The organism is Coprobacter fastidiosus (assembly GCF_030296935.1).
GTDB lineage: Bacteria > Bacteroidota > Bacteroidia > Bacteroidales > Coprobacteraceae > Coprobacter > Coprobacter fastidiosus.
This window is the reverse complement of the sequence record NZ_AP028032.1, coordinates 675,102-696,664: the sequence shown is the minus strand read 5'-3', so window position 1 is coordinate 696,664 and position 21,563 is coordinate 675,102. Positions and strand designations below refer to the sequence as shown.

At 37.7% G+C, this 21,563-nt stretch carries 20 protein-coding genes; 14 read left to right on the top strand and 6 right to left on the bottom strand.

Translation table 11 applies throughout. From position 1 onward, the window contains the following. The first annotated feature begins 30 nt into the window (after nucleotides 1-30). The 9 genes from QUE35_RS02790 (at nucleotide 31) to QUE35_RS02755 (ending at nucleotide 10,749) form a co-directional block, all read left to right on the top strand. A complete protein-coding gene (locus tag QUE35_RS02790) occupies nucleotides 31-591 on the top strand; it encodes a 30S ribosomal protein S16 (RefSeq protein ID WP_009319448.1) in 561 nt (186 codons plus the stop codon). Between the two features lie 321 nt (nucleotides 592-912). Beyond that, the gene (locus tag QUE35_RS02785) at nucleotides 913-2,259 is read left to right on the top strand and encodes a sigma-54-dependent transcriptional regulator (RefSeq protein ID WP_022601035.1); all 1,347 of its coding nucleotides are present in this window, start codon (nucleotides 913-915) and stop codon (nucleotides 2,257-2,259) included. A gap of 291 nt (nucleotides 2,260-2,550) precedes the next feature. Beyond that, nucleotides 2,551-2,631, top strand: a complete 81-nt coding sequence (gene kdpF / locus QUE35_RS13670; RefSeq protein ID WP_081705664.1) for a K(+)-transporting ATPase subunit F — start codon at nucleotides 2,551-2,553, stop codon at nucleotides 2,629-2,631. Nucleotides 2,632-2,652: 21 nt separating this feature from the next. Then, on the top strand, nucleotides 2,653-4,365 hold the full coding sequence (kdpA, locus tag QUE35_RS02780; protein ID WP_009319446.1) for a potassium-transporting ATPase subunit KdpA: 1,713 nt from the start codon (nucleotides 2,653-2,655) through the stop codon (nucleotides 4,363-4,365). Between the two features lie 13 nt (nucleotides 4,366-4,378). Then, entirely contained in the window at nucleotides 4,379-6,415 is a 2,037-nt protein-coding gene (kdpB, locus tag QUE35_RS02775) for a potassium-transporting ATPase subunit KdpB (RefSeq protein WP_022389980.1), read from the top strand. A gap of 15 nt (nucleotides 6,416-6,430) precedes the next feature. Further along, nucleotides 6,431-7,000 carry a K(+)-transporting ATPase subunit C gene (locus QUE35_RS02770; RefSeq protein WP_009319443.1) on the top strand — a complete coding sequence of 190 codons (570 nt, stop codon included), beginning with the start codon at nucleotides 6,431-6,433 and terminating at the stop codon, nucleotides 6,998-7,000. A 43-nt stretch (nucleotides 7,001-7,043) separates the two neighbouring features. After that, entirely contained in the window at nucleotides 7,044-7,793 is a 750-nt protein-coding gene (locus QUE35_RS02765; protein ID WP_022389979.1) for a TorF family putative porin, read from the top strand. A 92-nt stretch (nucleotides 7,794-7,885) separates the two neighbouring features. Continuing rightward, on the top strand, nucleotides 7,886-9,010 hold the full coding sequence (locus QUE35_RS02760; RefSeq protein WP_009319441.1) for a sensor protein KdpD: 1,125 nt from the start codon (nucleotides 7,886-7,888) through the stop codon (nucleotides 9,008-9,010). A 26-nt stretch (nucleotides 9,011-9,036) separates the two neighbouring features. Further along, nucleotides 9,037-10,749 carry an ATP-binding protein gene (locus QUE35_RS02755; RefSeq protein ID WP_022389977.1) on the top strand — a complete coding sequence of 571 codons (1,713 nt, stop codon included), beginning with the start codon at nucleotides 9,037-9,039 and terminating at the stop codon, nucleotides 10,747-10,749. A 547-nt stretch (nucleotides 10,750-11,296) separates the two neighbouring features. On the opposite strand, the gene QUE35_RS02750 is transcribed toward QUE35_RS02755, so the two are convergent. Then, entirely contained in the window at nucleotides 11,297-12,127 is an 831-nt protein-coding gene (locus tag QUE35_RS02750; protein ID WP_022389976.1) for a carboxymuconolactone decarboxylase family protein, read from the bottom strand. Between the two features lie 958 nt (nucleotides 12,128-13,085). Here QUE35_RS02750 and QUE35_RS02745 point away from each other — a divergent pair. Further along, nucleotides 13,086-14,540 (top strand): SIR2 family protein, encoded by a 1,455-nt coding sequence (locus tag QUE35_RS02745; RefSeq protein WP_022601216.1) that lies wholly within the window; start codon nucleotides 13,086-13,088, stop codon nucleotides 14,538-14,540. A 656-nt stretch (nucleotides 14,541-15,196) separates the two neighbouring features. Here QUE35_RS02745 and QUE35_RS02740 read toward each other — a convergent pair. The 5 genes from QUE35_RS02740 to QUE35_RS02720 all read right to left on the bottom strand — a co-directional run bounded on the left by QUE35_RS02740 (nucleotide 15,197) and on the right by QUE35_RS02720 (nucleotide 18,543). Further along, nucleotides 15,197-15,937, bottom strand: coding sequence for a hypothetical protein (locus tag QUE35_RS02740; RefSeq protein ID WP_022601217.1), 741 nt, complete (start codon nucleotides 15,935-15,937; stop codon nucleotides 15,197-15,199). A 2-nt stretch (nucleotides 15,938-15,939) separates the two neighbouring features. Next, nucleotides 15,940-16,890 carry a hypothetical protein gene (locus QUE35_RS02735; protein WP_022601218.1) on the bottom strand — a complete coding sequence of 317 codons (951 nt, stop codon included), beginning with the start codon at nucleotides 16,888-16,890 and terminating at the stop codon, nucleotides 15,940-15,942. 115 nt (nucleotides 16,891-17,005) lie between these two features. Continuing rightward, entirely contained in the window at nucleotides 17,006-17,971 is a 966-nt protein-coding gene (locus QUE35_RS02730) for a relaxase/mobilization nuclease domain-containing protein (protein ID WP_022601219.1), read from the bottom strand. Further along, entirely contained in the window at nucleotides 17,943-18,314 is a 372-nt protein-coding gene (locus QUE35_RS02725) for a plasmid mobilization protein (protein ID WP_022601220.1), read from the bottom strand. Before QUE35_RS02725 ends, QUE35_RS02730 begins: the two co-directional genes overlap by 29 nt. A 34-nt stretch (nucleotides 18,315-18,348) precedes the next feature. Next, nucleotides 18,349-18,543, bottom strand: a complete 195-nt coding sequence (locus QUE35_RS02720) for a hypothetical protein (protein WP_022601221.1) — start codon at nucleotides 18,541-18,543, stop codon at nucleotides 18,349-18,351. A 308-nt stretch (nucleotides 18,544-18,851) separates the two neighbouring features. Here QUE35_RS02720 and QUE35_RS02715 point away from each other — a divergent pair, with 308 nt between their 5' ends. The 4 genes from QUE35_RS02715 to QUE35_RS02700 all read left to right on the top strand — a co-directional run bounded on the left by QUE35_RS02715 (nucleotide 18,852) and on the right by QUE35_RS02700 (nucleotide 21,465). Beyond that, nucleotides 18,852-19,133, top strand: a complete 282-nt coding sequence (locus QUE35_RS02715; protein ID WP_031258609.1) for a helix-turn-helix domain-containing protein — start codon at nucleotides 18,852-18,854, stop codon at nucleotides 19,131-19,133. 6 nt (nucleotides 19,134-19,139) lie between these two features. Further along, a complete protein-coding gene (locus tag QUE35_RS02710; RefSeq protein WP_022601223.1) occupies nucleotides 19,140-19,433 on the top strand; it encodes a helix-turn-helix domain-containing protein in 294 nt (97 codons plus the stop codon). 621 nt (nucleotides 19,434-20,054) lie between these two features. Next, nucleotides 20,055-20,507, top strand: coding sequence for a hypothetical protein (locus QUE35_RS02705; protein ID WP_147404859.1), 453 nt, complete (start codon nucleotides 20,055-20,057; stop codon nucleotides 20,505-20,507). A gap of 76 nt (nucleotides 20,508-20,583) precedes the next feature. Further along, the gene (locus QUE35_RS02700; RefSeq protein WP_022601227.1) at nucleotides 20,584-21,465 is read left to right on the top strand and encodes a HEPN domain-containing protein; all 882 of its coding nucleotides are present in this window, start codon (nucleotides 20,584-20,586) and stop codon (nucleotides 21,463-21,465) included. The last annotated feature ends 98 nt before the right edge of the window (nucleotides 21,466-21,563 follow it).

Here is a 21,563-nt window from a genome sequence, read left to right as displayed (position 1 = left end):
TGCAAGTAATAACAATTTAAAAAATTTCAAATGGCAACTAAAATTAGATTACAGAGACACGGTCGTAAAGGTTATCCGTTCTATCACATTGTAATCGCCGATAGCAGGGCACCACGTGATGGTAAGTTTATTGAAAGGATAGGTTCTTATAATCCGAACACTAATCCTGCTACAATAAATTTGGATTTCGAAAGAGCTTTGTATTGGCTTCAAACCGGTGCTCAACCCACCGATACAACTCGTAATATCTTGTCTGCACAAGGCGTGTTGATGAAAAAACACTTGTTAGGCGGTGTCAAAAAAGGTGCATTCTCTTTAGAAGAAGCTGAAACCCGTTTCCAAGCCTGGTTGAAAAACAAACAAAATGCTGTTGAAGCTATAAAGGCTAAGCTTGCCGATGCTAAACAGGCTGATGCAAAGAAACGCCTTGAAGCAGAAAAAGAAGTTAATAAGGCTATTGCTGAGGTTGTCGCTAAGAAAAAAGCTGAAAAGGCTGCTGCTGAGGCAGAGGCTGCTGCGGCTGCGACAGAAGAAGCTCCGGTCGAAGAGACTCCTGCTGCTGAAGCTGCTCCTGCAGAAAGTGCTGAATAATATTTACAGCATATACAGAAAAACGCTCCGAAAACGGAGCGTTTTTTTTGTGGCTTGTTTAAACAGGAAGAATTGTCGGGTTTTTCTAATAAAAGTGATTATTTGGGAGTAAGATAAATAAAATATATATTTGCCGATAAGAGCTTGTCTAAATTTTGCTCGGGTCAGATTTGAGGGTCTCTTTCGAGGATGTTTTTTTATTTTTACATGAAGTGATGGCTATCTGACGAATGAAAACGAGAGAACAAGCAGAGAAAAGACTTGATAAAATTTGCTTTATCGTAAAACTTAAATAGGCTATAAGATAATTTTATAAAAAAGATGGGTAAGATATTGATTGTCGATGATGAAGACCAGATACGGAAGCTATTGGCAAGAATGCTCGAATTAGAAGGTTATGAAATTTATCAGGCTGCCGACTGCAAAACAGCTTTATCCGAAATGAAAAGAGCTGTCCCGGACGTCGTGTTGTGTGATGTTTTTCTTCCTGATGGGAATGGCGTAGACTTTGTTGTCCGTCTGAAAAAAGAGTTTCCTATGTCGGAGGTGATATTGTTGACGGCACATGGTAATATTTCTGATGGTGTACAGGCGATTAAAAACGGTGCATTCGATTATATAACCAAAGGGGATGATAATAACCGGATTATACCTTTATTGAGTCAAGCTTCGGAAAAAGCCGCTAAAAATAAGTCGGTAAATAAAGAAGACCGAATGGATGAGAGACAATATTCGTTTGACTCTATTATCGGAAGTTCCCGTTTGCTTTCAGATGCGGTATCTTTGGCCAAGAGAGTAAGTATGACCGATGTTCCGGTATTGTTGACCGGAGAGACCGGAACGGGAAAAGAAGTGTTTGCTCAAGCAATACATAAAAATAGCTTGAGAAATAAGAAGTCTTTTGTTGCAGTCAATTGTTCCGCTTTTAGTAAAGAATTATTGGAAAGTGAAATGTTCGGGTATAAAGCTGGAGCTTTTACCGGGGCATTAAAGGATAAAAAAGGTTTATTTGAAGAGGCTGATAATGGTACTATCTTTTTAGATGAGATCGGAGAGATGGCATATGATCTTCAGGCAAAATTACTTCGTATTTTAGAATCAGGAGAATATATAAAGATTGGGGAAACGAAGCCGACGAAAGTAAACGTCCGGGTCATCGCTGCAACCAACAGGGATTTGGTACAAGAAATCGAAAACGGAAGTTTTAGGGAAGATCTCTTTTACAGGCTGTCGGTTTTTCGGATACAGTTACCTGCATTAAGAGAACATCCCGAAGATATTCCTTTATTGGCAGATAGTTTTATACGATCATTCGCTGAGAAACTACGTATGTCGATTCCGAAGATCGACTCTTCTTTTTATGAGGTGTTGTGTCGGTACACATGGAATGGAAATGTACGGGAATTAAGGAATGTAATAGAACGTAGTATGATTGTTTGTAATGGGGAGATTCTGACATCGACAGACCTTCCTATTGATATTCAACAGATAAGTGAAAACAAGAGTATCGGAAGTAGTTCATGTTCTGATTTTGAGTTGGCGTCAATAGAAAAGCTACATATTATTCGTGTTCTCGAATATACTAAAGGAAATAAAACCGAAGCGGCTCGATTACTTAAAATCGGGTTGACTACCCTTTATCGCAAGATAGAAGAGTACGGGTTATAGAGTGAAATTATATTTTTCAAAACGGGGTGCAGCCTTTTCATTTTGAAAAGGCTGCACCCCGTTTATTATAATAGCCTAATTATATAAAGTGTTCATTTTTAGTATAGTAGTATTTTGCTTCCCATTTTGGCACATCATTCGCTATAAAGCTGGCATGTTTAATTAAAAAGAATGACAATATGAATGAAGTGCTATCATTTATTATTATGTGTTTAAGTGGAGCTGCATGTTTTTGGCTCTTTTTAAAGTGTATAGATTGGTTTGAGAAAATCTGAAAAGAAAGGAGTTTTTATGTACACAATTTTATTTATTATTAGTTTGGTTTTGTTTGGGTATTTGATGTATGTGCTTGTCAATCCCGAAAAGTTTTAAAATTCGTAACAGTTAATAGAAATGAATACGGAAATATTAGGATCTGTTTTGCAAATTGTGATTTTGCTGGTATTTAGTTATCCGCTGGGGAAACATATTGCAAAAGTATATAAAGGAGAAAAAAGTCGTTGGGATTTCTTTACTCCTGTAGAAAATTTTATTTATAAGCTGGTAGGGGTTGATCCGAAAGAAGAAATGAACTGGAAACAATTCCTGAAAGCATTATTGGTTTTAAATTTAGTTTGGTTTTTCTGGGGAATGATATTGTTGTGTACCCAGCAGTGGCTGCCGTTAAATCCGGACGGGAATGCTAACCAGACGGCTGATCAGGCATTCAATACATGTATCAGTTTCATGGTAAATTGTAATCTTCAGCATTATAGCGGAGAGAGCGGTTTGACTTATTTCACACAATTGTTTGTCATTATGCTTTTCCAATTTATAACTGCGGCAACCGGTATGGCGGCAATGGCAGGAATAATGAAAGCGATGGCAGCAAAAACGACAAAAACAATCGGGAACTTCTGGTATTTCTTGGTACGTAGTTGTACACGTATTTTATTACCTCTTTCCTTACTTGTCGGTTTTGTTTTGATTCTTGAAGGAACACCGATGGGATTTGACGGAAAAATGGAGGTAAATACATTAGAAGGCGGAACACAAATGGTTTCGCAAGGACCTGCCGCAGCAATTGTTCCTATTAAGCAATTGGGTACTAATGGAGGTGGATATTTCGGAGTGAATTCCTCTCATCCGTTGGAAAATCCGACATTCTTGACCAATATTTTCGAATGTTGTTCGATATTGATTATTCCGATGGCTATGATATGGGCTTTAGGATTTTATCTGAAACGGAAAAAGTTCGGAGCAAGTATTTTTGCCGTAATGTTCTTTGCTTATATTGTCGGGGTAGGTATTAATACCTATTACGAAATGAATGGGAATCCTGCAATCGATAACATGGGAATAGCCCAGGAAAATGGTGCTATGGAAGGTAAGGAAGTTCGTTTGGGTGCTGCCGGAACAGCATTCTGGAGCGTTACCACAACTGTAACATCGAATGGTTCGGTAAACGGTATGCATGACAGTACGATGCCGTTGAGCGGATTGATCGAGATGTTGAATATGCAGATCAACACTTGGTTCGGTGGAGTCGGCGTCGGTTTTATGAACTATTATGTATTTATTATCATTGCAGTCTTCATCAGTGGTCTTATGGTAGGGCGTACTCCTGAATTTTTAGGAAAGAAAGTCGAAGCCAAAGAAATGAAAATCGCAACGATCGTGGCTTTACTTCATCCGTTCGTTATTCTGGTAGGAACAGCTTTAGCATCTTATTTATATGTTCATAATCCGGCTTTTGTAGAATCGGAAGGAGGTTGGTTGAATAACCCGTCTTTCCATGGGTTGAGTGAAATGTTGTATGAATATACTTCTTGTGCAGCCAATAACGGTTCAGGATTCGAAGGATTAGGAGATAACACGATGTTCTGGAACTATACCTGTGGTATCGTATTGATTCTTTCTCGTTTTATTCCGATAGTCGGACAGGTTGCAATTGCCGGATTGCTTGCTGAAAAGAAATATATTCCGGAAAGTGCCGGAACGTTAAAAACCGATACTGCAACATTCGGCGCTATGACATTTGCCGTTATCTTTATCGTTGCAGCACTGTCTTTCTTCCCGGTTCACGCATTAAGTACTATTGCCGAACATTTAAGTTTATATATTTAATTAAGAGTCTGAGATGAAAAAGAATATTTCAACTTCGCTCTTTCAGAAAGAGCAGGTTTTAGCAAGTATAAAACAATCGTTCGTAAAACTCGATCCGCGCATGATGATTAAAAATCCGATCATGTTCACTGTCGAAGTCGTTACGCTATTAATGTTGCCTATAACGTTCTATTCGTTAGTTGATCCTACTCAGGGTTCATTTGGGTATAACATGACTTTATTTATAATCTTGTTTGTGACTTTACTGTTTGCCAATTTTGCAGAAGCGATAGCCGAAGCAAGAGGGAAAGCTCAAGCCGATAGTTTGAGAAAGACAAGAGAGGAAACTCCGGCAAAGAGGTTGTCTGGAGATAAAATTAAAGTCGTACCGAGTTCTGAATTGAAAAAAGGAGATATCTTTTTGTGCGAAGCCGGAGATGTTATTCCGGCAGACGGGGAAATTATCGAAGGTTTGGCTTCTATCGATGAGAGTGCAATAACTGGAGAAAGTGCCCCAGTCATTCGTGAAGCCGGAGGAGATAAGAGTTCTGTAACAGGCGGTACTAAGGTCCTTTCCGATGTTATAAAAGTTTTGGTGACGAGTCGTCCCGGTGAAAGTTTTTTGGATAAGATGATTGCCCTTGTTGAGGGGGCTTCTCGTAAAAAAACACCGAATGAAATAGCTTTGACTATATTGTTGGCAGGATTTACTCTTGTTTTTGTGATTGTTTGTGTAACCTTAAAACCGTTTGCAGATTATAGCGGTGCTACAATTGCAGTCGGATCACTTATCGCACTGTTTGTCTGTCTTATCCCTACGACGATCGGAGGATTGCTTTCTGCAATTGGTATAGCCGGTATGGATCGTGCTTTGCGGGCTAATGTGATTACGAAATCAGGTAAAGCTGTTGAGACTGCCGGTGATATAGACACATTACTTTTGGATAAAACGGGTACGATAACGATCGGTAACCGGAAAGCGACGAAAATGTATTGTACAGATGCTTCGGTAGATTTTAAAACATTTGTTTCATGGTGTGTGCTCTCTTCACTTTCTGATGAAACACCGGAAGGCAAATCTATCGTTGAGTTAGGTAAAGGGCTTGATGTAAATGCTTCAAGACAAGGTATGATGGTAGAACGGATGATCCGGTTTACTGCCGAAACAAAGTGTTCAGGAGTAGATATGAAAGACGGTATGCAGATCAGAAAGGGTTCTTTTGATGCAATCCGTACGATTACTACTCAAGCCGGATATACATTCCCGAAAGATGCCGAAGAATTGGTCAATGTGATTTCAAGTAACGGGGGAACTCCTTTGGTTGTCAGTGTAGATCGCAAAGTAGTAGGAGTTATTGAGTTGCAAGATATTATTAAGCCGGGAATACAAGAACGTTTTGAACGTCTGCGTAAAATGGGAGTGAAGACCGTTATGGTGACCGGGGATAATCCTCTTACAGCTAAATATATTGCAGCAAAAGCCGGAGTTGATGATTATATTGCAGAAGCTAAACCGGAAGATAAGATGGAATATATCAAGAAAGAGCAAAACAGCGGCAAGTTGGTTGCAATGATGGGAGACGGAACAAATGACGCTCCTGCTCTGGCACAGGCTAATGTCGGTGTTGCTATGAATAGTGGGACACAAGCTGCTAAAGAAGCCGGTAATATGGTAGATTTGGACAACGACCCTACAAAATTGATAGAAATCGTGGAGATAGGAAAACAGTTGTTGATGACACGTGGAACTTTGACAACTTTCTCTATTGCGAATGATGTGGCAAAATATTTTGCAATTGTCCCGGCTCTGTTCATGATTGCCATTCCGCAACTTGCAGCGTTAAATATAATGAATCTGCATAGTCCTGAAACGGCTATCCTCTCGGCAGTGATATTCAATGCATTGATTATTCCGGCGTTAATTCCTCTGGCTTTGAAGGGTGTAACGTATAAGCCAATAGGAGCATCCGCTCTTCTTCGCAGAAATCTGTTGATATACGGACTTGGAGGTATTATCGTGCCTTTTATAGGAATTAAATTGATAGATATGTTTGTAAGTTTATTCTTTTAAATAATAATGATAGAGATGAAATCAATAGTTTGGAAATCGATAAAGATAACGCTGGTATTCTGTGTATTCTTTTCTTTATGCTACATCTTCGTTTTATGGGCTTTTGCCAAAGTAGCAGGACCGGGAAACGGAAATGCCGAAGTTGTGACGTTGGATGGAAAAGTCGTTGGAGCGGCGAATGTCGGACAAAAATTTACTAAGGATATTTACTTTTGGGGACGTCCTTCTGCTGCCGATTATACAGCAGATGCGTCTGCCGGAAGTAATAAAGGTCCTACAAATCCCGAATATCTCGAAGAAGTAGAAGTGCGTATTGATACTTTTTTGGTGCATCACCCTTATTTAAAACGGAATGAAGTACCTGCAGAAATGGTAACAGCCAGCGGTTCGGGACTTGATCCTCACATAACACCGCAAAGTGCAGAAGTGCAAATAAAACGAGTAGCAAAAGCTCGGGGTATGCAAGAAGATAAGGTCCGTAAAATTGTAGAGGAAAATACCGAAGCTCCATTATTAGGACTTTTCGGAACGGCAAAAGTAAATGTCTTGAAACTGAACGTTGCGTTGGACCAACAAAATAAATAATTAATATTAATAATAGAATATATCAAAGATAAGAAAATTGGAAATGAAAAAGTTTATAATTATATTGTTGAGTGTTATATCTCCCGTAGTTCTCAAAGCACAAGAAGAAAATAAAGGAGTAAGTTTTAATGTACAGGGAGATTTAGTAAGTTCTTATATTTGGAGGGGTATGTACCAGTCTGGTGCTGCTGTTCAGCCTACATTAGGTCTTCAAGTAGCCGGGTTTTCTCTGACAGCATGGGGTAGTGTCGATTTTACAGGACAAGGTCATAAAGAAGCCGATATTACGGCTGCTTATTCTATTGCCGGTTTGACTATTTCTGTTGCCGATTTGTGGTGGGCAGGTCAGTCTGGTATTTATAATGATCGAGAAAATGGTAAAAATAACTATTTCAATTTTGATAATCACACTACAGATCATATTTTTGAAGCGGGATTGTCCTATGCGCTTCCGGTTGAGAAATTTCCGTTAAGTATTTCTTGGTATACGATGTTTGCAGGAGGTGACCGTAAGACGATTTCTGATGGTAGCCGTGTCAACGCTTATTCTTCTTATATGGAATTCGGGTATCCTTTTACCGTTAAGGGGGTACAGTTGAATGCTGCCGTCGGTTGTAGTCCTTGGCGTTCAGAACAATATAAAAATGATGATTTTGCCGTTACGAATGTGTCATTGAAAGCGACAAAGGAGATCCATTTTAATGAGCGTTTTTCCTTGCCGGTTTATACGCAAGTAATTTGGAATCCTAATCGTGAAGACGTACATTTCGTTTTCGGGATTACTATACGATGATAAAGTTGTGTTGTTCTATTTAAATATGTTTTGTTTATACCCCTCGGTGATTAGCGACACCGGGGGTATATGTATTTTATAAAGCGGTGGAGATGGATAAAGAAAAAAGTGTCCAGCATTTTTTAGATTTAATAAAGCAATCGAGACGGGGTAAGTTTAAGATATATATCGGCATGATTGCTGGAGTAGGGAAAACTTATCGAATGCTTCAGGAAGCGCACCAATTGTTGGAAAGCGGTGTAGATGTACAGATCGGTTACGTTGAGACTCATGGTCGTACAGATACGGATGCACAGTTGAAAGGGCTTCCCGTAATACCACGTCGGAAAATCTTTTATAAAGGCAAGGAATTGGAAGAAATGGATGTGGAAGCGATTATCCGGATACGTCCTGAAATTGTAATCGTCGATGAATTGGCGCATACTAATGTGGAGGGAAGCCTGAATGAAAAAAGGTGGCAAGATGTCCTTCAGCTTCTTGATGAGGGAATCAATGTAATCAGTGCGGTTAATATCCAGCATATAGAGGCGTTGAACGATGAAATTCAGCGAATATCGGGAATAGAAGTAAAAGAGCGTATTCCGGATAGCGTTTTGGAAGAAGCCGATGAAGTCGTAAATATAGACTTGACGGCAGAAGAACTTTTGGCACGTCTGAAGGCAGGGAAGATATATCGTTCGGATAAAGTGGAGTGGGCGTTGTCCCATTTTTTTAATGCCGATAATATTTTACAATTGAGAGAGCTGGCATTGAAAGAGGTCGCTTTGCGTGTCGCAAAAAAAGTCGAAGATGAAGTCGTAGTAGGTAATGTAGGAGTAAGACATGAAAAAATATTAGTGTGTATTAGTACCAATGAAAAAACACCTCGTAAGCTGATACGGAAAGCTGCACGGTTGGCAATTCATCATAATACGCAGTTCTCGGTTTTATATGTTCAGACACCGAAAGAAAGTGCCGACAGAATTCCGCTGGCGGTGCAGCGTCACTTGTTGAATCATTTTAAATTGGCGACGGAACTTGGGGGAGAAGTAATTCAGTTGCAGAAGTCAAATGTAATAGACGGAATTATAGAAACATGTGCAAATAATCATATTACTAAATGTTGTATAGGAAAACCTGAATTATCCTTTTTCTCGGCAATCTTTTCTATTATGAATTATAAAAAATTAGTGGACTTTTTATCAACTTCCAATATAGATTTAATTATTTTGGCTTAGATTTGGATTTCAAAATCTGAAAGAGTATGAGAATAAAAAATAAACTTACGTTAGGCATTTGCATCCTTTTTGCGATGATTCTTATGTTAGGTACGCTTGCCATAAGTTCGGTATATGAATTAGACCGGAATTCAAGAAATATTTATGATGCGAATAATAATTCTCTGAATTATGCCCGTAGTATGCTTGTGGCATTGGAAAAGATCGATTCAGATCCTGCCGCTTTAGATGTTTTTATTGAAAATTTTAGGTTGCAGGAGAAAAATATTACAGAAACAGACGAATTGCAGGCAACCCGTATTTTGAAGGAGCATTTAGAAGAATATCAAAAGAATCTGGATCGAAAATCTATCGGGAAAATGCGTGCCGATTTATATCGTATCATGGAGTTGAATATGATATCTATTTCTCATAAAAACCAGATGGCGGAAGCGGCGGCGGAGAACTCTCTATTATGGATTTCTGTTTTGTTCGTTTTCTGTATTTTGGTTTCCATAGGTCTTTTAGCCTATTTCCCTAAATATATCGTTAAGCCGATAAAAGAGTTGATCAAAGGAATTCAAGAAGTTGCTGATCAGAATTATAAAAAAAGGCTACCAACTGGGTTGGGTGTAGAGTTCGGCGGTGTTGCGGCTTCTTTTAATAAAATGGCAGAAAGGCTTGAAGAGTTTCATGATAGTTCAATATCCGATATTTTGTCGGGGAAAAAATACATCGAGGCGATTGTAAATAGTATCACAGAACCTATTATAGGTTTGAATGAAGAGATGCAGATTGTATTTGTCAATGAAGAAGCTCTTAATTTGTTGCATTTGAAAAAAGGTGATTTGTTATATCGTTCGGCAACAGAAGTTGCGTTAAAAAATGATCTGCTTCGTCGTTTAGTGAAAGAGTTGGTGTCTCCGAATGAAAAACAAGAACCTCTGAAGATATATGCAGATAATAAAGAAAGTTATTTTCAGGCAAAATATATTCCGATTCGGATTGTTGAAGCCGGTGAAAATGAACAGAAGAACATAGGAAATATTATTTTGTTGAATAATATCACGGAGTTTAAAGAGCGGGATTCGGCAAAGACAACGCTTATCTCTACTATATCTCATGAGTTGAAGACTCCTATTTCGGCGATTTTAATGAGTCTTAAACTATTAGAAGACAATCGGGTTGGAGAACTGAATGATGAGCAGAAACAACTTTCTGAGAGCATAAAAGAAAATAGTAACCGGCTTTTGAGTATCACGGGAGAGTTGTTGAATATGACTCAGGTCGAGACCGGCCGGTTGCAACTGATGCCTAAAATAACAAAACCGATAGAATTGATAGAATATGCGATAAAAGCAAATAAGGTTCAGGCAGATAAATTCGGTTGCCAGATAGAAGTCGAATATCCAGAAAAGATCAGCAAGCTGTTTGTTGATAGTGAAAAGATTGCTTGGGTGATCACGAATTTATTAAGTAATGCAATACGCTATACTCCGCAAAACGGACGTATAATTATCGGAGCGAAACAAGAGGGCGATATTGTGGAAATTTATGTACAAGATTTTGGTAAGGGAATAGATCCCCGTTATCATCAAAGCATATTCGACCGTTATTTCCGAGTTCCCGGAACAAAGGTGCAAGGTAGCGGTTTGGGGTTATCTATATCTAAAGATTTTGTCGAAGCCCATAACGGAACATTGACTGTAGATAGTGAATTGGGAAAAGGTAGTCGGTTCACTCTTCGTTTTAAAGTTTAATAAAGTATTCAGCCAAATGAAACAACACACCATTTAATTTTCTCTTGAGAGATTGTATAAAAACTCAAAAACAAATAATAATTCATCTGTTTTCATTCTAAAATAGGAATGAAAACAGGAATACCCCTTTTGGACTGTACAAGCTTTTATTTCACAACCTATTCGGTTCAAGTAATCGTAAAAGTAGAGTTCGGGCGAATAGGCCTTACGTCCTGTCGCATTATTACCGGTTGTATTATACTGTATTTATCGGAATACGCCTGATAAATTTGTCTATTAACAAATCTATCAGGCGTATACTGATTATCTCTGCTAATCCAGTCTTCTATGTTGTTGAACAGAAAACTTTGGCTGCGGAGTTGTAGTCTCCGGTATTATATCTCTTGGATTTGGATAACCGTAAGTAATTGCTTCTTACTAATTAACAAAATTTTACTCTCTTTTCCCCTATATGACTTTTTATACAGTATCTCAAGAGAAAAACCGACTATTCATGCGGATTTCTATCAAACTTGATCCGAACAAGATTTAGACAGGCTCTTAGAATTTATTCCGACCGGTCAAGTTTTTCATATTCTTTATCTGAAACAGGTTCAAGCCATTCGTTGGAAGCATCCTTACCGGGAATTTCGAACGCAAGGTGGGCAAACCAGCTATCGGATGCAGCTCCGTGCCAGTGTTTGACATTCGCGGGAATATGAATAATTGTTCCGGGAAGAATTTTTACTGCCGGTTTCCCTTCTTCTTGATACCAGCCACGTCCGGCTACTCCGATGAGCATTTGTCCACCACCATCTGTTGCACGGTGGATATGCCAGTTATTGCGGCAACGAGGTTCGAATGTAACATTGGATATATTTACCTGCTCGCGTGAAATAGGAGCAAGATAGCTGTTACCTATAAAATATTGAGCGTATGCGGTGTTTGGCTCTCCAATAGGGAAAATCATTTCACGCTGAAATTTGGCTTTTGCGTCGTTGCCGACACTGTCTTTTGCCCATACCTCTTTTGCGAGGTTGAAGGCAGCCCAAGCTTTTGGCCAACCTGCATAAAAGCCGATATGAGTGATAATTTCGGCAATTTCAGTTCGTGTAATTCCATTTTTCTTTGCTGATTGAAGATGGAAAATCAGAGAATTATCTGTAATACCTTGACTGATAAGGGATGTGATCGTAACCAGACTCCGGTCACGTAGCCCGAGTTTGTCAGTACGACTCCACACCTCACCGAAAAGAACATCGTCATTAAGTTCTGCAAATTTAGGAGCAAATTCTCCCAATTGATCACGTCCGGCCGTTTGTTTGATTTTTTCTTGTGCCATAATAAAAGGGATATTTATAACTAATGCAATAAACGTATATAAAATTTTATTTCTCATAGTGATTCTTATTTAATTATTTACTGTTATAAGTTCAGAAAAAATCAGTATAGTACTATTTTTGCAAGAATGTGAGAAAAGCTCAGTAGTTGTTTCGGTTATACATGAAACATCGTTTACTCCTTTTTCCCGGAAAAATTTGTGATCCATAGCTTTCTATTTTTTTTGTTAAGATTTCTGATTACAAAATTATTATGATAAGACAAATGGACTTGTATATGATTTACGGATAATTGTACCCGAATCCCTGATTTTGAAACGAAATATATTTATTTTAGGAGCGATAGAATCTTTTTATTTGAAAATTAGTTATAAAGATTTTCAGATATAGGGGGAGATAGAGATGTTGTTCAAAACTAAAAACAGATCAATGTGCTAATCTTATGTATTATCCAAATAAATTTCGAATCGACTATGGGTCGCGAAAGCATGTCTTTTTGTGACCTTTTGTGTCTTAGGTCATGGATTTATATAAAGAAAAAATATGTATTTTTAAAACATAAAACCTATATTTGCAACGATGAGAGTGATTTATTTATCCGAATGCGAGCAAATTATTTATGTACAGTCTCCAAAAATTACTACAACTACGTAATTTAATTAAGAACCCTGTACATAGAGAAAAGCTCCATTTGTCCCCTAAGTATAATTAAGCCTTTCTTTTTAGAAAAGCGGTATATTTTATTTATAGGGGGCGGGGCTGATTTCTTTTGGGTTTAAGGCCGTAGCAAGTTTTGGAGACGACAGATGTTCGGCTTCCGCCCTTTTTTTATGAATACCGAGCAAATATAAATGATGAATGAGGATATGAAAATCTTTTCCAGCTGTATTGAAAATCGTTATGAGTTGCCGAAAGGTAATGTATCAGAGGAATTTAGTAAAAATCAGTATTATAAATAAAAAGAATACTATATTTTTGTATTTGATAACCACGAATTTTAGTACATCCAATAAAATTATGTATATAGAAAATATTATTAACAGAATAAATAATGCTAATAAATCCAGATCTGGGTTTTACTTTGAGTTGTTGATTCAAAACTTGCTCAAATTACATTTTAGTAAGCAAGGGAAAAATTTTATTACTGACTTTCAGATTGGCAAGATTAGATTAGATGGCTATATTGAAACGGGTATAGATATTTATGATGGTCCGATTGGCTTTGAGATAAAGTATGTTCATCAGATGAACTGTACGATGATGAACTCTATGTTAAAGCGATTTACGGAATTGTTACATACGTCTCCTATTAAATATATTATTATTATTTGCCTTAGCCCTTCAATAGGAGTACGTTATAAAGAGATAACAAACAAATCCCCCAAAATTATTTTCTGGGATAATAAGAAAATAGATGAATTAATAGAGGAAAATGCTGACGCTATAGAGTCTATTGTGAATAGCTTGTTTAAGTTAGATATAGAAAATGAAATAAGAAAAAGTAGTGATGATTGGAAAAAGTCAAGATTAGATATCCTCAATGAAATAAAGAAAGCATATAAAAAAGGTAATATGTCATTGCTTTTAGGTGCTGGCGTATCTTGCAGTGCAGGTTTCCCAAACTGGAGGACTTTATTAAACTCTTTATATGCTAATTTTGTTAATAAGGTTTTCAATAATGATGTTGTAGCAGATGAAACTCTTCAGTCTATTACGAAGAAATTTATTGAAATTAATAACAGCTCAACCTTAGCAGCGGCTCGTTATCTGAAAGCAGGATTATCTCAAAAAGATAATGATGTACATTTTATAACAGCTGTAAAAAAAGCTCTCTATGATTCACCGAAAAAACCGTCACCATTGATGGATGCGATTATAAATTTATGTACCCCAAAAAGAAGTGGTGCAAAAATTAAATCTGTAATTACATATAATTTTGATGACTTAGTCGAAGAATATTTAGACAAAGTAAAGCTGGAATATAAAACGATATATAAGGATGAAGAGCAACATGATTCAGACGAGCTGCCTATATATCATGTGCATGGTTTTATTTCAAGTAGAGGAGATATTGAAAAAGATGTTTCTTTAATCTTTTCAGAGGAAGCATATCATAAGGTTTATTCAGAGCCTTACCATTGGTCTAATCTTGTCCAATTAGCAACGTTACGTGAAAATAACTGTTTAATGATTGGATTGTCACTAAGTGACCCTAATTTACGTCGTTTATTAGAAATTGCAGCTCAAAAGCATTCTAAGAATAATCGACATTATGTTTTTATGCAACGGTTAAGCAATGATAATCTTATAGATGAGGAAAATAAGGAGAGAATAGATATAATATCTGCCAATAAAATAATACAAACTCATCATGTTATTCAAGAGATGATGATGTCAAGTTTGGGAACAAACATTATTTGGTTTGAAGATTATGATGAAATTCCTAAGTTATTAGATTCTATAAAAAAGTAAGTATATTTGATTCCTTATTATAGAACCTTCTTTTTCAGTCTGATAAATGGTATTTTCCCTGTGTCCCTTTAGTTTTGGAGGGTACAAGATGAGATGCGCAAGAATTGGTAAACCTATCGGTTAGTGAGGTCCTTTTCGTCATTAAGGTGCGGTGTTTGATTTTGCAGGGTTTGTTGAATGGTATCTGAAAGCTCATTCAAAGTCATAAAAATGAACCCATTTGCGGAGATTTATTGTCAAGTATATCCATGATTCATTGATTCTTAGTTTCTCATATAATCGCCTATCGTGGCATTTATATTCATTCTTGGTTTAACTCTCGGTTTAACTGAACCATGTAAACCAACGCAATTTGAGCGTAAAAAAAGAGAGTTACTTTGGTATAACTCTCTGATTTTCTGGTGATCCGCCTGGGATTCTCCAAAGAGAGTTACCACGCTGATATTTAAAACTTTATATTTTTAGCTTCAAGCATATCCCATGATTTTTCCTACTTATTTTTTGCACACTTTTGCAGTAGTTTTCATCATGTAGAATACTAATACAAAGATAGTTATTTTTATTGATTTTACAAGAGTAAAAAATGCTTTTATTTAAAACTTATATAACAGATCTTTATCACTTCTATATAATAATGTTCTTTATTTGATTATGACTTATTTCCAGTTAGGATAATCAATAAGATGAATTAACTCTCCTATAACTATTCGTATATCATCTTTTATAGAATCTAAATCAGCTTTTAAAGCAACATAACGTCGATTATGTGCAGACATATCTCCTATTTTCTTTATTTTAGGAAATGCTTGTTTTGCATTTCTTGTTATATTCCATTTTGGGTCTTTTAGAAGTTCTGTAATAAGATCACTTAAGAAATAAAAAGAGCCATCACTTTTTTTTATTCGATTTTCTATTGAATGTTTTTCGAAACATTCAATAATTAATATCTCAATAAGTTTACGGGTAAGTACAGAACACCCATCATATATTCCTTTATTATATGAAGCTAAAGCTTGATTTGCAACGTTGACAAGATATCCACGTGTGTTTAATAACAGATCTATTGGGAAAAACTCGGAAGTAACCTTTGCGGGTAATACAGGAGAGCCGAATCTTTCATCTAATTTTTGCTTAAAAGTCCTTTGAATATAATATTTCCCATTTTGTTTAATAAACTTGCTGTTTTTATCTTTTGAGTTAGATGATAAATAATAAGGGATATTGGTATGAGGCTTTAAACGAAGAAGATGAAAACATAATGCAATCTCTTTAGCAATAAAACCATCGTATTTCTGATTGATTAATATAAAATATGCGAATGTATCTATTTGTTCACTCAATGAAAAGTTTTCAAATCCTTCTAAATTACTAATAAAATCATCAAGTTTTTTCTCCATTTTTAATTATCTTTTTTAGGCAAGTCAAATTTAATTGCATTTCGCCCCTTTATTGATAAATCAATGTCTTCTAAACTATCATATTCAAGCCAACCATTTCTGTTTTTAGTGTTATTTATTACAGTATTCAATGCTGATGGTATCCTAATATTTAATTCATTCAGACAAGTATAAATTGCACTCATATTTATGTTATCTACCTTTAATATCTCTTTTAAATAATAGACTATTATAACGATGAATTTAGGAGTAGAATCACAATTAAATTTTGTCGAAAATTCTATTAAACTTTCCGTTCCTTCTGGATATAGGTTTAAAGATCGGTCTAGCAATGTGGATTTTGTTACCTTAGTATTTTTTCTGTTTCCATTATTAGTTGTTTCTTTAGAGAGTTTCTTGCTCTTGTTAGTTGATGAAGATTTGCTATTTGAGTTCCCTTTAATAATTTCCATAGCATATTTAATTCCTGCTTCCTTTATAAGAAAATCATCATCATTATGTACTCCTATAAAGTCCCTTGAAACAAGAGATTTTATATTATTGGATAAGTTTGCTACTCTATTATCATTTTTCCGATTTGTTTGCTCATATAAAGCTTTGATTTTTTCTTTGGTAAATGTGTCTTTTCCAAAGTCGGATGCAAAATAGCAATATATGAGTAACCAATCAGTTTCGGTTTTAGGAAGTCCTTTAAGAGCAATTTCTTTCAATGAAGGGATTGGTAATTCTTCGAAACTATTAGTATCTTTAGATTCTATTAATTGGACTTGTGTATTAGTTTTGTCAATAGCCCCTTCATTATACACAGTATTGTTTATTCGTGGTAATAAGTCATCTGTTACAAAAGCTTTGAAATTCTCGAATTGTTTAGTTACAATATCTTGATTTCCTTCAAGTTCAAATTCCATTTGATTTAATTTGAACTTCATTTTTAAAGTATTATTATCTCCCATTATGAAAGTTTATTTATTGTTTTAAATAAAATGAATATTGCAAATATATTAAAATAACCATTAAAATACAACAGCTTATTGAATATTTTTTAAATAATGTATATATATTCGAATATTATATCCTCTTCCCCAGCTTCTTCTTTTTCATCCTCACTCTCCATTCCATATCCCTAATTAGAGAATCATCCGGCGCAGGGCTGTAATAAGGCTCGAAAAATCCGTCGAGCAGATTCGAGAAAGTTTGGACGATGTTTTCCACAGGTGGCGGGGTATATCGGGTCTCGTACCGGGTCTGTTGAATAAGAGTACCGGAAGAAGTATAATTTACCGGGACTCTTCGGGTCGCATTTGTTTCCGCATTCTGTTTAATTAGTTTATCGAGATTGGCGAAACTGAATTTCCGGTCTATCTCCGAACCCTTAAAAGAATAACCGTTTTTCTCGAAAGAGATTCCCTGTATCTCTTTTGTATTTCCTTTAAACTTGGGTTGCATTTTCACTCCCTGTTTGTAAACCGCCTTTATAAACTCATCCCAGTTTTTGGACTTAACCAGTGCGGCTGAAACCGCCCGGTGTATCTGGTATTTTGTCTTGTCCGGTTCTTTGAGTTTGTTTCGATTCACTTGCATTTTTCCTTTTCCGAAAGTCAGCCCGTATTTCTCTTTCAGCTTTTTCGTAACCTGCCCGTTGCGGTAAAAGTCGTTCTTGTCGCTGATCACTTTTCCGTCGTTGCCGATGCGGTTATAGACGATATGGCAATGGGGGTGTTTGGTGTCGTTGTGCCGTACGATGATAAACTGGGTGTTTCCGATTCCCATTTCTTCCATATATTCCTGTGCCAGCTGGGCTATTCCCCGGTCCGTTAAGCGGTCGGCATCCTGTAGCGAGTAACTTAGCGAAATGTGTCCTACGGGTTTCTTTATTTCGGGGTTTAACTGTTGCTGCGCTTCGAAGTTTTCGGCTATCGTGGTTGCGTCTCCCATCAATACTCCGCTTACTGCGAGCAGTTCGGCTTTCTCTTTATTCAGCACGTATTTTACGCACCCTTTGAAACTACCGCCTTTTGTTATTTTTCCAATCATCGGAGAGTCGTTTTATGATGTCGTTTATTTTCACCGCCAGATAAGCGTTTACTTTCATCATCGGCTCGTAGCCTTCGGCATTGGCTTTATGTGCGAGCTGATTGATATTGTTGGCTTCATTGGCAAGCAGACGTAACGTTTTTGCGTCTTCGGGGGTTATGCGTTGTACGATCTTCCCTTTCAAAAGCATCTCTCTGGCATATCGGCTGAGTTTTACTCCCGCCTGTTCCGCCCGTTGCGTTACCAATATCAATTCGTCTGCCGTCAGGCGTGTAGAGACTATCCGGGATTTTTGCCGGATAGCTTCAATTTTCGGACGTCCGTTCTTCTTGTTTTCCTTCATTAGAAAATACATTCGGTTCTTAAAATATTCATTCTCAAATCTGCGACCACCGGGAGAGGATTCCCTTTGCCCGGGGCAAAGCAAGGCGGTTTTTGTTTACGAAAACATAACCTTGCTCTTTCTCTAAAAAAGAGGATAAAAGAAAACGGCATACCCGTGCAACCGGGTACGCTTGTTCATTCGTTTCTGCGGGATTAGAACTTTTTCCATCTGGAAATTTCTTTTTCATACGTCTGTATTTTTAAAATTCCCGGCAAATAAAGCGGATCGGCGGCACGTAACAGATAGGTTTTATTGAATATCGGTTAAGCATGTCCGCTTATACTGCGTTTCGCTTCGTTTTTCCCGAAACAACGGATACGACCGTATATAGTGTGCCTGACCGACCGGGTTTGCCCATAGTACACAGCGGGAGTAACGACATATGACGACTTAGACGGACTTGTGAAGCCGGCGTACAGCAAATGCTGTCGAAAGTGAAATACCGTCTCTATATTCGAACCGGAAACGGAGTTATTTACTTAAAAAACAGATGAAATGAATGTGTTTATGGTGGAAGAGAAGGTTATAGAAAAGGTTGCTGAACAGTTCAGACGGCTGACGGATAAGGTGGAGGAGGTTTGTGACGTGTATAGAGTGAAAGGCGCAAAGGAGTATCTGGATAATCAGGATGTATGTTTGCGGTTGAATATCAGCAAACGAACGTTACAGAATTACCGGAATACAGGGAAATTGCCCTTTACCCGGATCGGTCAGAAAATTTATTATCGGACAAGGGATATCGAGAAATTTTTAAACGAGGACAAAAATCTGAAATAAGAATATATGGAAGAGTATGTAAGTATGAAAAATAAAAAAGTGAAACAGTTCTTTGCAAGAGCAGAGGGTTTAATGGGCAGACTGGATGAACTGGGTAGGGTATGCCGTCCTGCTCTGGGAAGTGAACGGTATTTGACGAACCAACAGTTGTCGGAACTGCTGCATCTCAGTCGGAGGACATTGCAGGATTACCGGGACGGGGGAATACTTCCCTTTTACCGTCTCGAAGGGAAGATCCTGTACCGGGAGTCGGATATTGAAAGAATTCTTACGGTGAACTACAATAAACCTTTTGATTGATTGTCCGGCTATCCTTCCGGCTGTATCTCCGGCTGTATTGCCAGCCCTCCGGCCGGAGATACAGCCGGAGGGACGGACAACCCGGCATCGTGATTCTTTCGAACGTTAATCCATTTTTAATAACTTTTCTATAGCGTTTGAATAATCCGTAATTCTTTCTATATTTGTAACGTGCTGCCCGGAGAAATGGGCGGTCTTTCGGAGAAGCGTTTTTTATTATTCTTACATCTTAAAATCGCCAGTTTTAAACCAAGCAAGAATAATAAACAATAACCGTTCCGTGCCTGTGTATGTTCTAAACATGCAATAAAGGCGTGGAGCTATTGTTTATTATCTGCTTGGGCGGTGTCTGGCGATACCTAAGATGTGGAGAATAGCAATAGTTTCCACGCTTCTTTATTAATAACCCGTCTGCCCCGGAAACACCAGACACACATACCCGAGTAAAAAAACATGAAATAAACCTTTCTTTTTTCTTTTGTAGTTTCCGGGGCGAAACCTTTTCCCGAAAATATTCATACCCCAAAAGATTTTGGAAACAAACAACGGTCATGCGGCACGATGGAGTGGCTGATGCTCGATACAAACGCATCGATATTGTTTCACTCAAATCTTTATCGTATGAATATCTTAAAAAGGAAATGGGCTTTATGCTACATGAAAAGACTTCCGGCTGTTTCAAAACTCGAGGTCTGTGATAAATTACGCCCTTATCTCAGGCATTACGGGTTGACTTTGTCCGATACGGAAATCATTTTCCCAAAGAGACGTTGCTATTATCAAAAGCTATTGCAGTTCATTTACGCCTATGGGATATATGAAGAATCGATCCCGTATGAGTCGGTCATATACATAATGGAAACTCCCGTCGGACTGCACCTTCTTTTGCGTACCGGACACGAATTCACATTCACCCTGGAATCTCCCCACTGGCAGATAAGGAACCTGTATGATTACGACAAACCTTTAATGATTACCGTATGCTGGTGGAGATTCAGCGGACAGGCCGTTATGCTCTGGTGGAAAGTGGAAGAGTGGCTGGGCATCCGGGAAAAGAAACAGCCCCAACTCTGAAATTCACGCAATGACGGGAACGAAAGAAGAAAAAAATCATGTATCTTTACCCTGTTTAACATAAAAAGGATTCCTGATGAAAACCTCGACTTCCCGTCTGCCTGAATATGCCCGTAAGGATCTACAGCAAATCGTTTCGCTGGTGTTAGAAAATCTTCCCCGGTGTGAAATGATCATCCTGTACGGAAGCTACGCCAGAGGAACTTATGTAGAATATGACGAAAGGGACGAGTTCGGCATCCTCACCTCATTTATGAGTGACTATGACATACTGGTGGTAACCAGCAAAAGCGATGTGAAAGAAGCGGGGCAGATACTCGATTCGGTAGATCAGATGTATTATAAACGCCCCGATCACCAAGTCCCTATACAATTTATTAATGACGATATAGAGAAGCTGAACTCCGACCTGTCGGAAGGGCGATATTTCTATACCGATGTAAAGAAAGAGGGAATTATGTTATACGATAGTGGAAACTACAAACTGGAACGTGCCCGGAAACTCGACTTTGAGGAAATCCGGCAACAGGCGCAGGAGTATTTTGATGAGAAGTTTAAAGAAGCTAATGAATTTTTAGTTGATGTTGCTAATGCATATAGCAGAGGAAATTATAAAAGAGCCTCCTTTTATTTACATCAAGCCTGTGAAAACCTGTTTTATACATTACGATTAGTCCATACCCTAAAAAACAGCAAACAGCACAATCTGTCTAAACTGTTAGGTGCGACACATAAATACTCCGACGAACTGCGAAAAATCTTTCCCCGGAACACCAAGGAGGAAAAACGGCTGTTCGAGCTGTTACGGCTCGCCTATGTCGAAGCCCGATACAATCCTAAATTCGTAGTGACAAAAGAAGATATCGATGCCATACTCCCCAAAGTGGAAAGATTGCGGGATGTGGTATCGGAAGTCTGCAAATCGCAAATAGAAACATACCGGGAAAACGAAAAATAATCATCTTCCGAAAAAATGCCAAAACAATGAAGGGCGGATGTTTCCGCCCCTATAAGTTGAAAAAAAGAAACGGACAACCCTAAAAGTTGTCCGTCGCC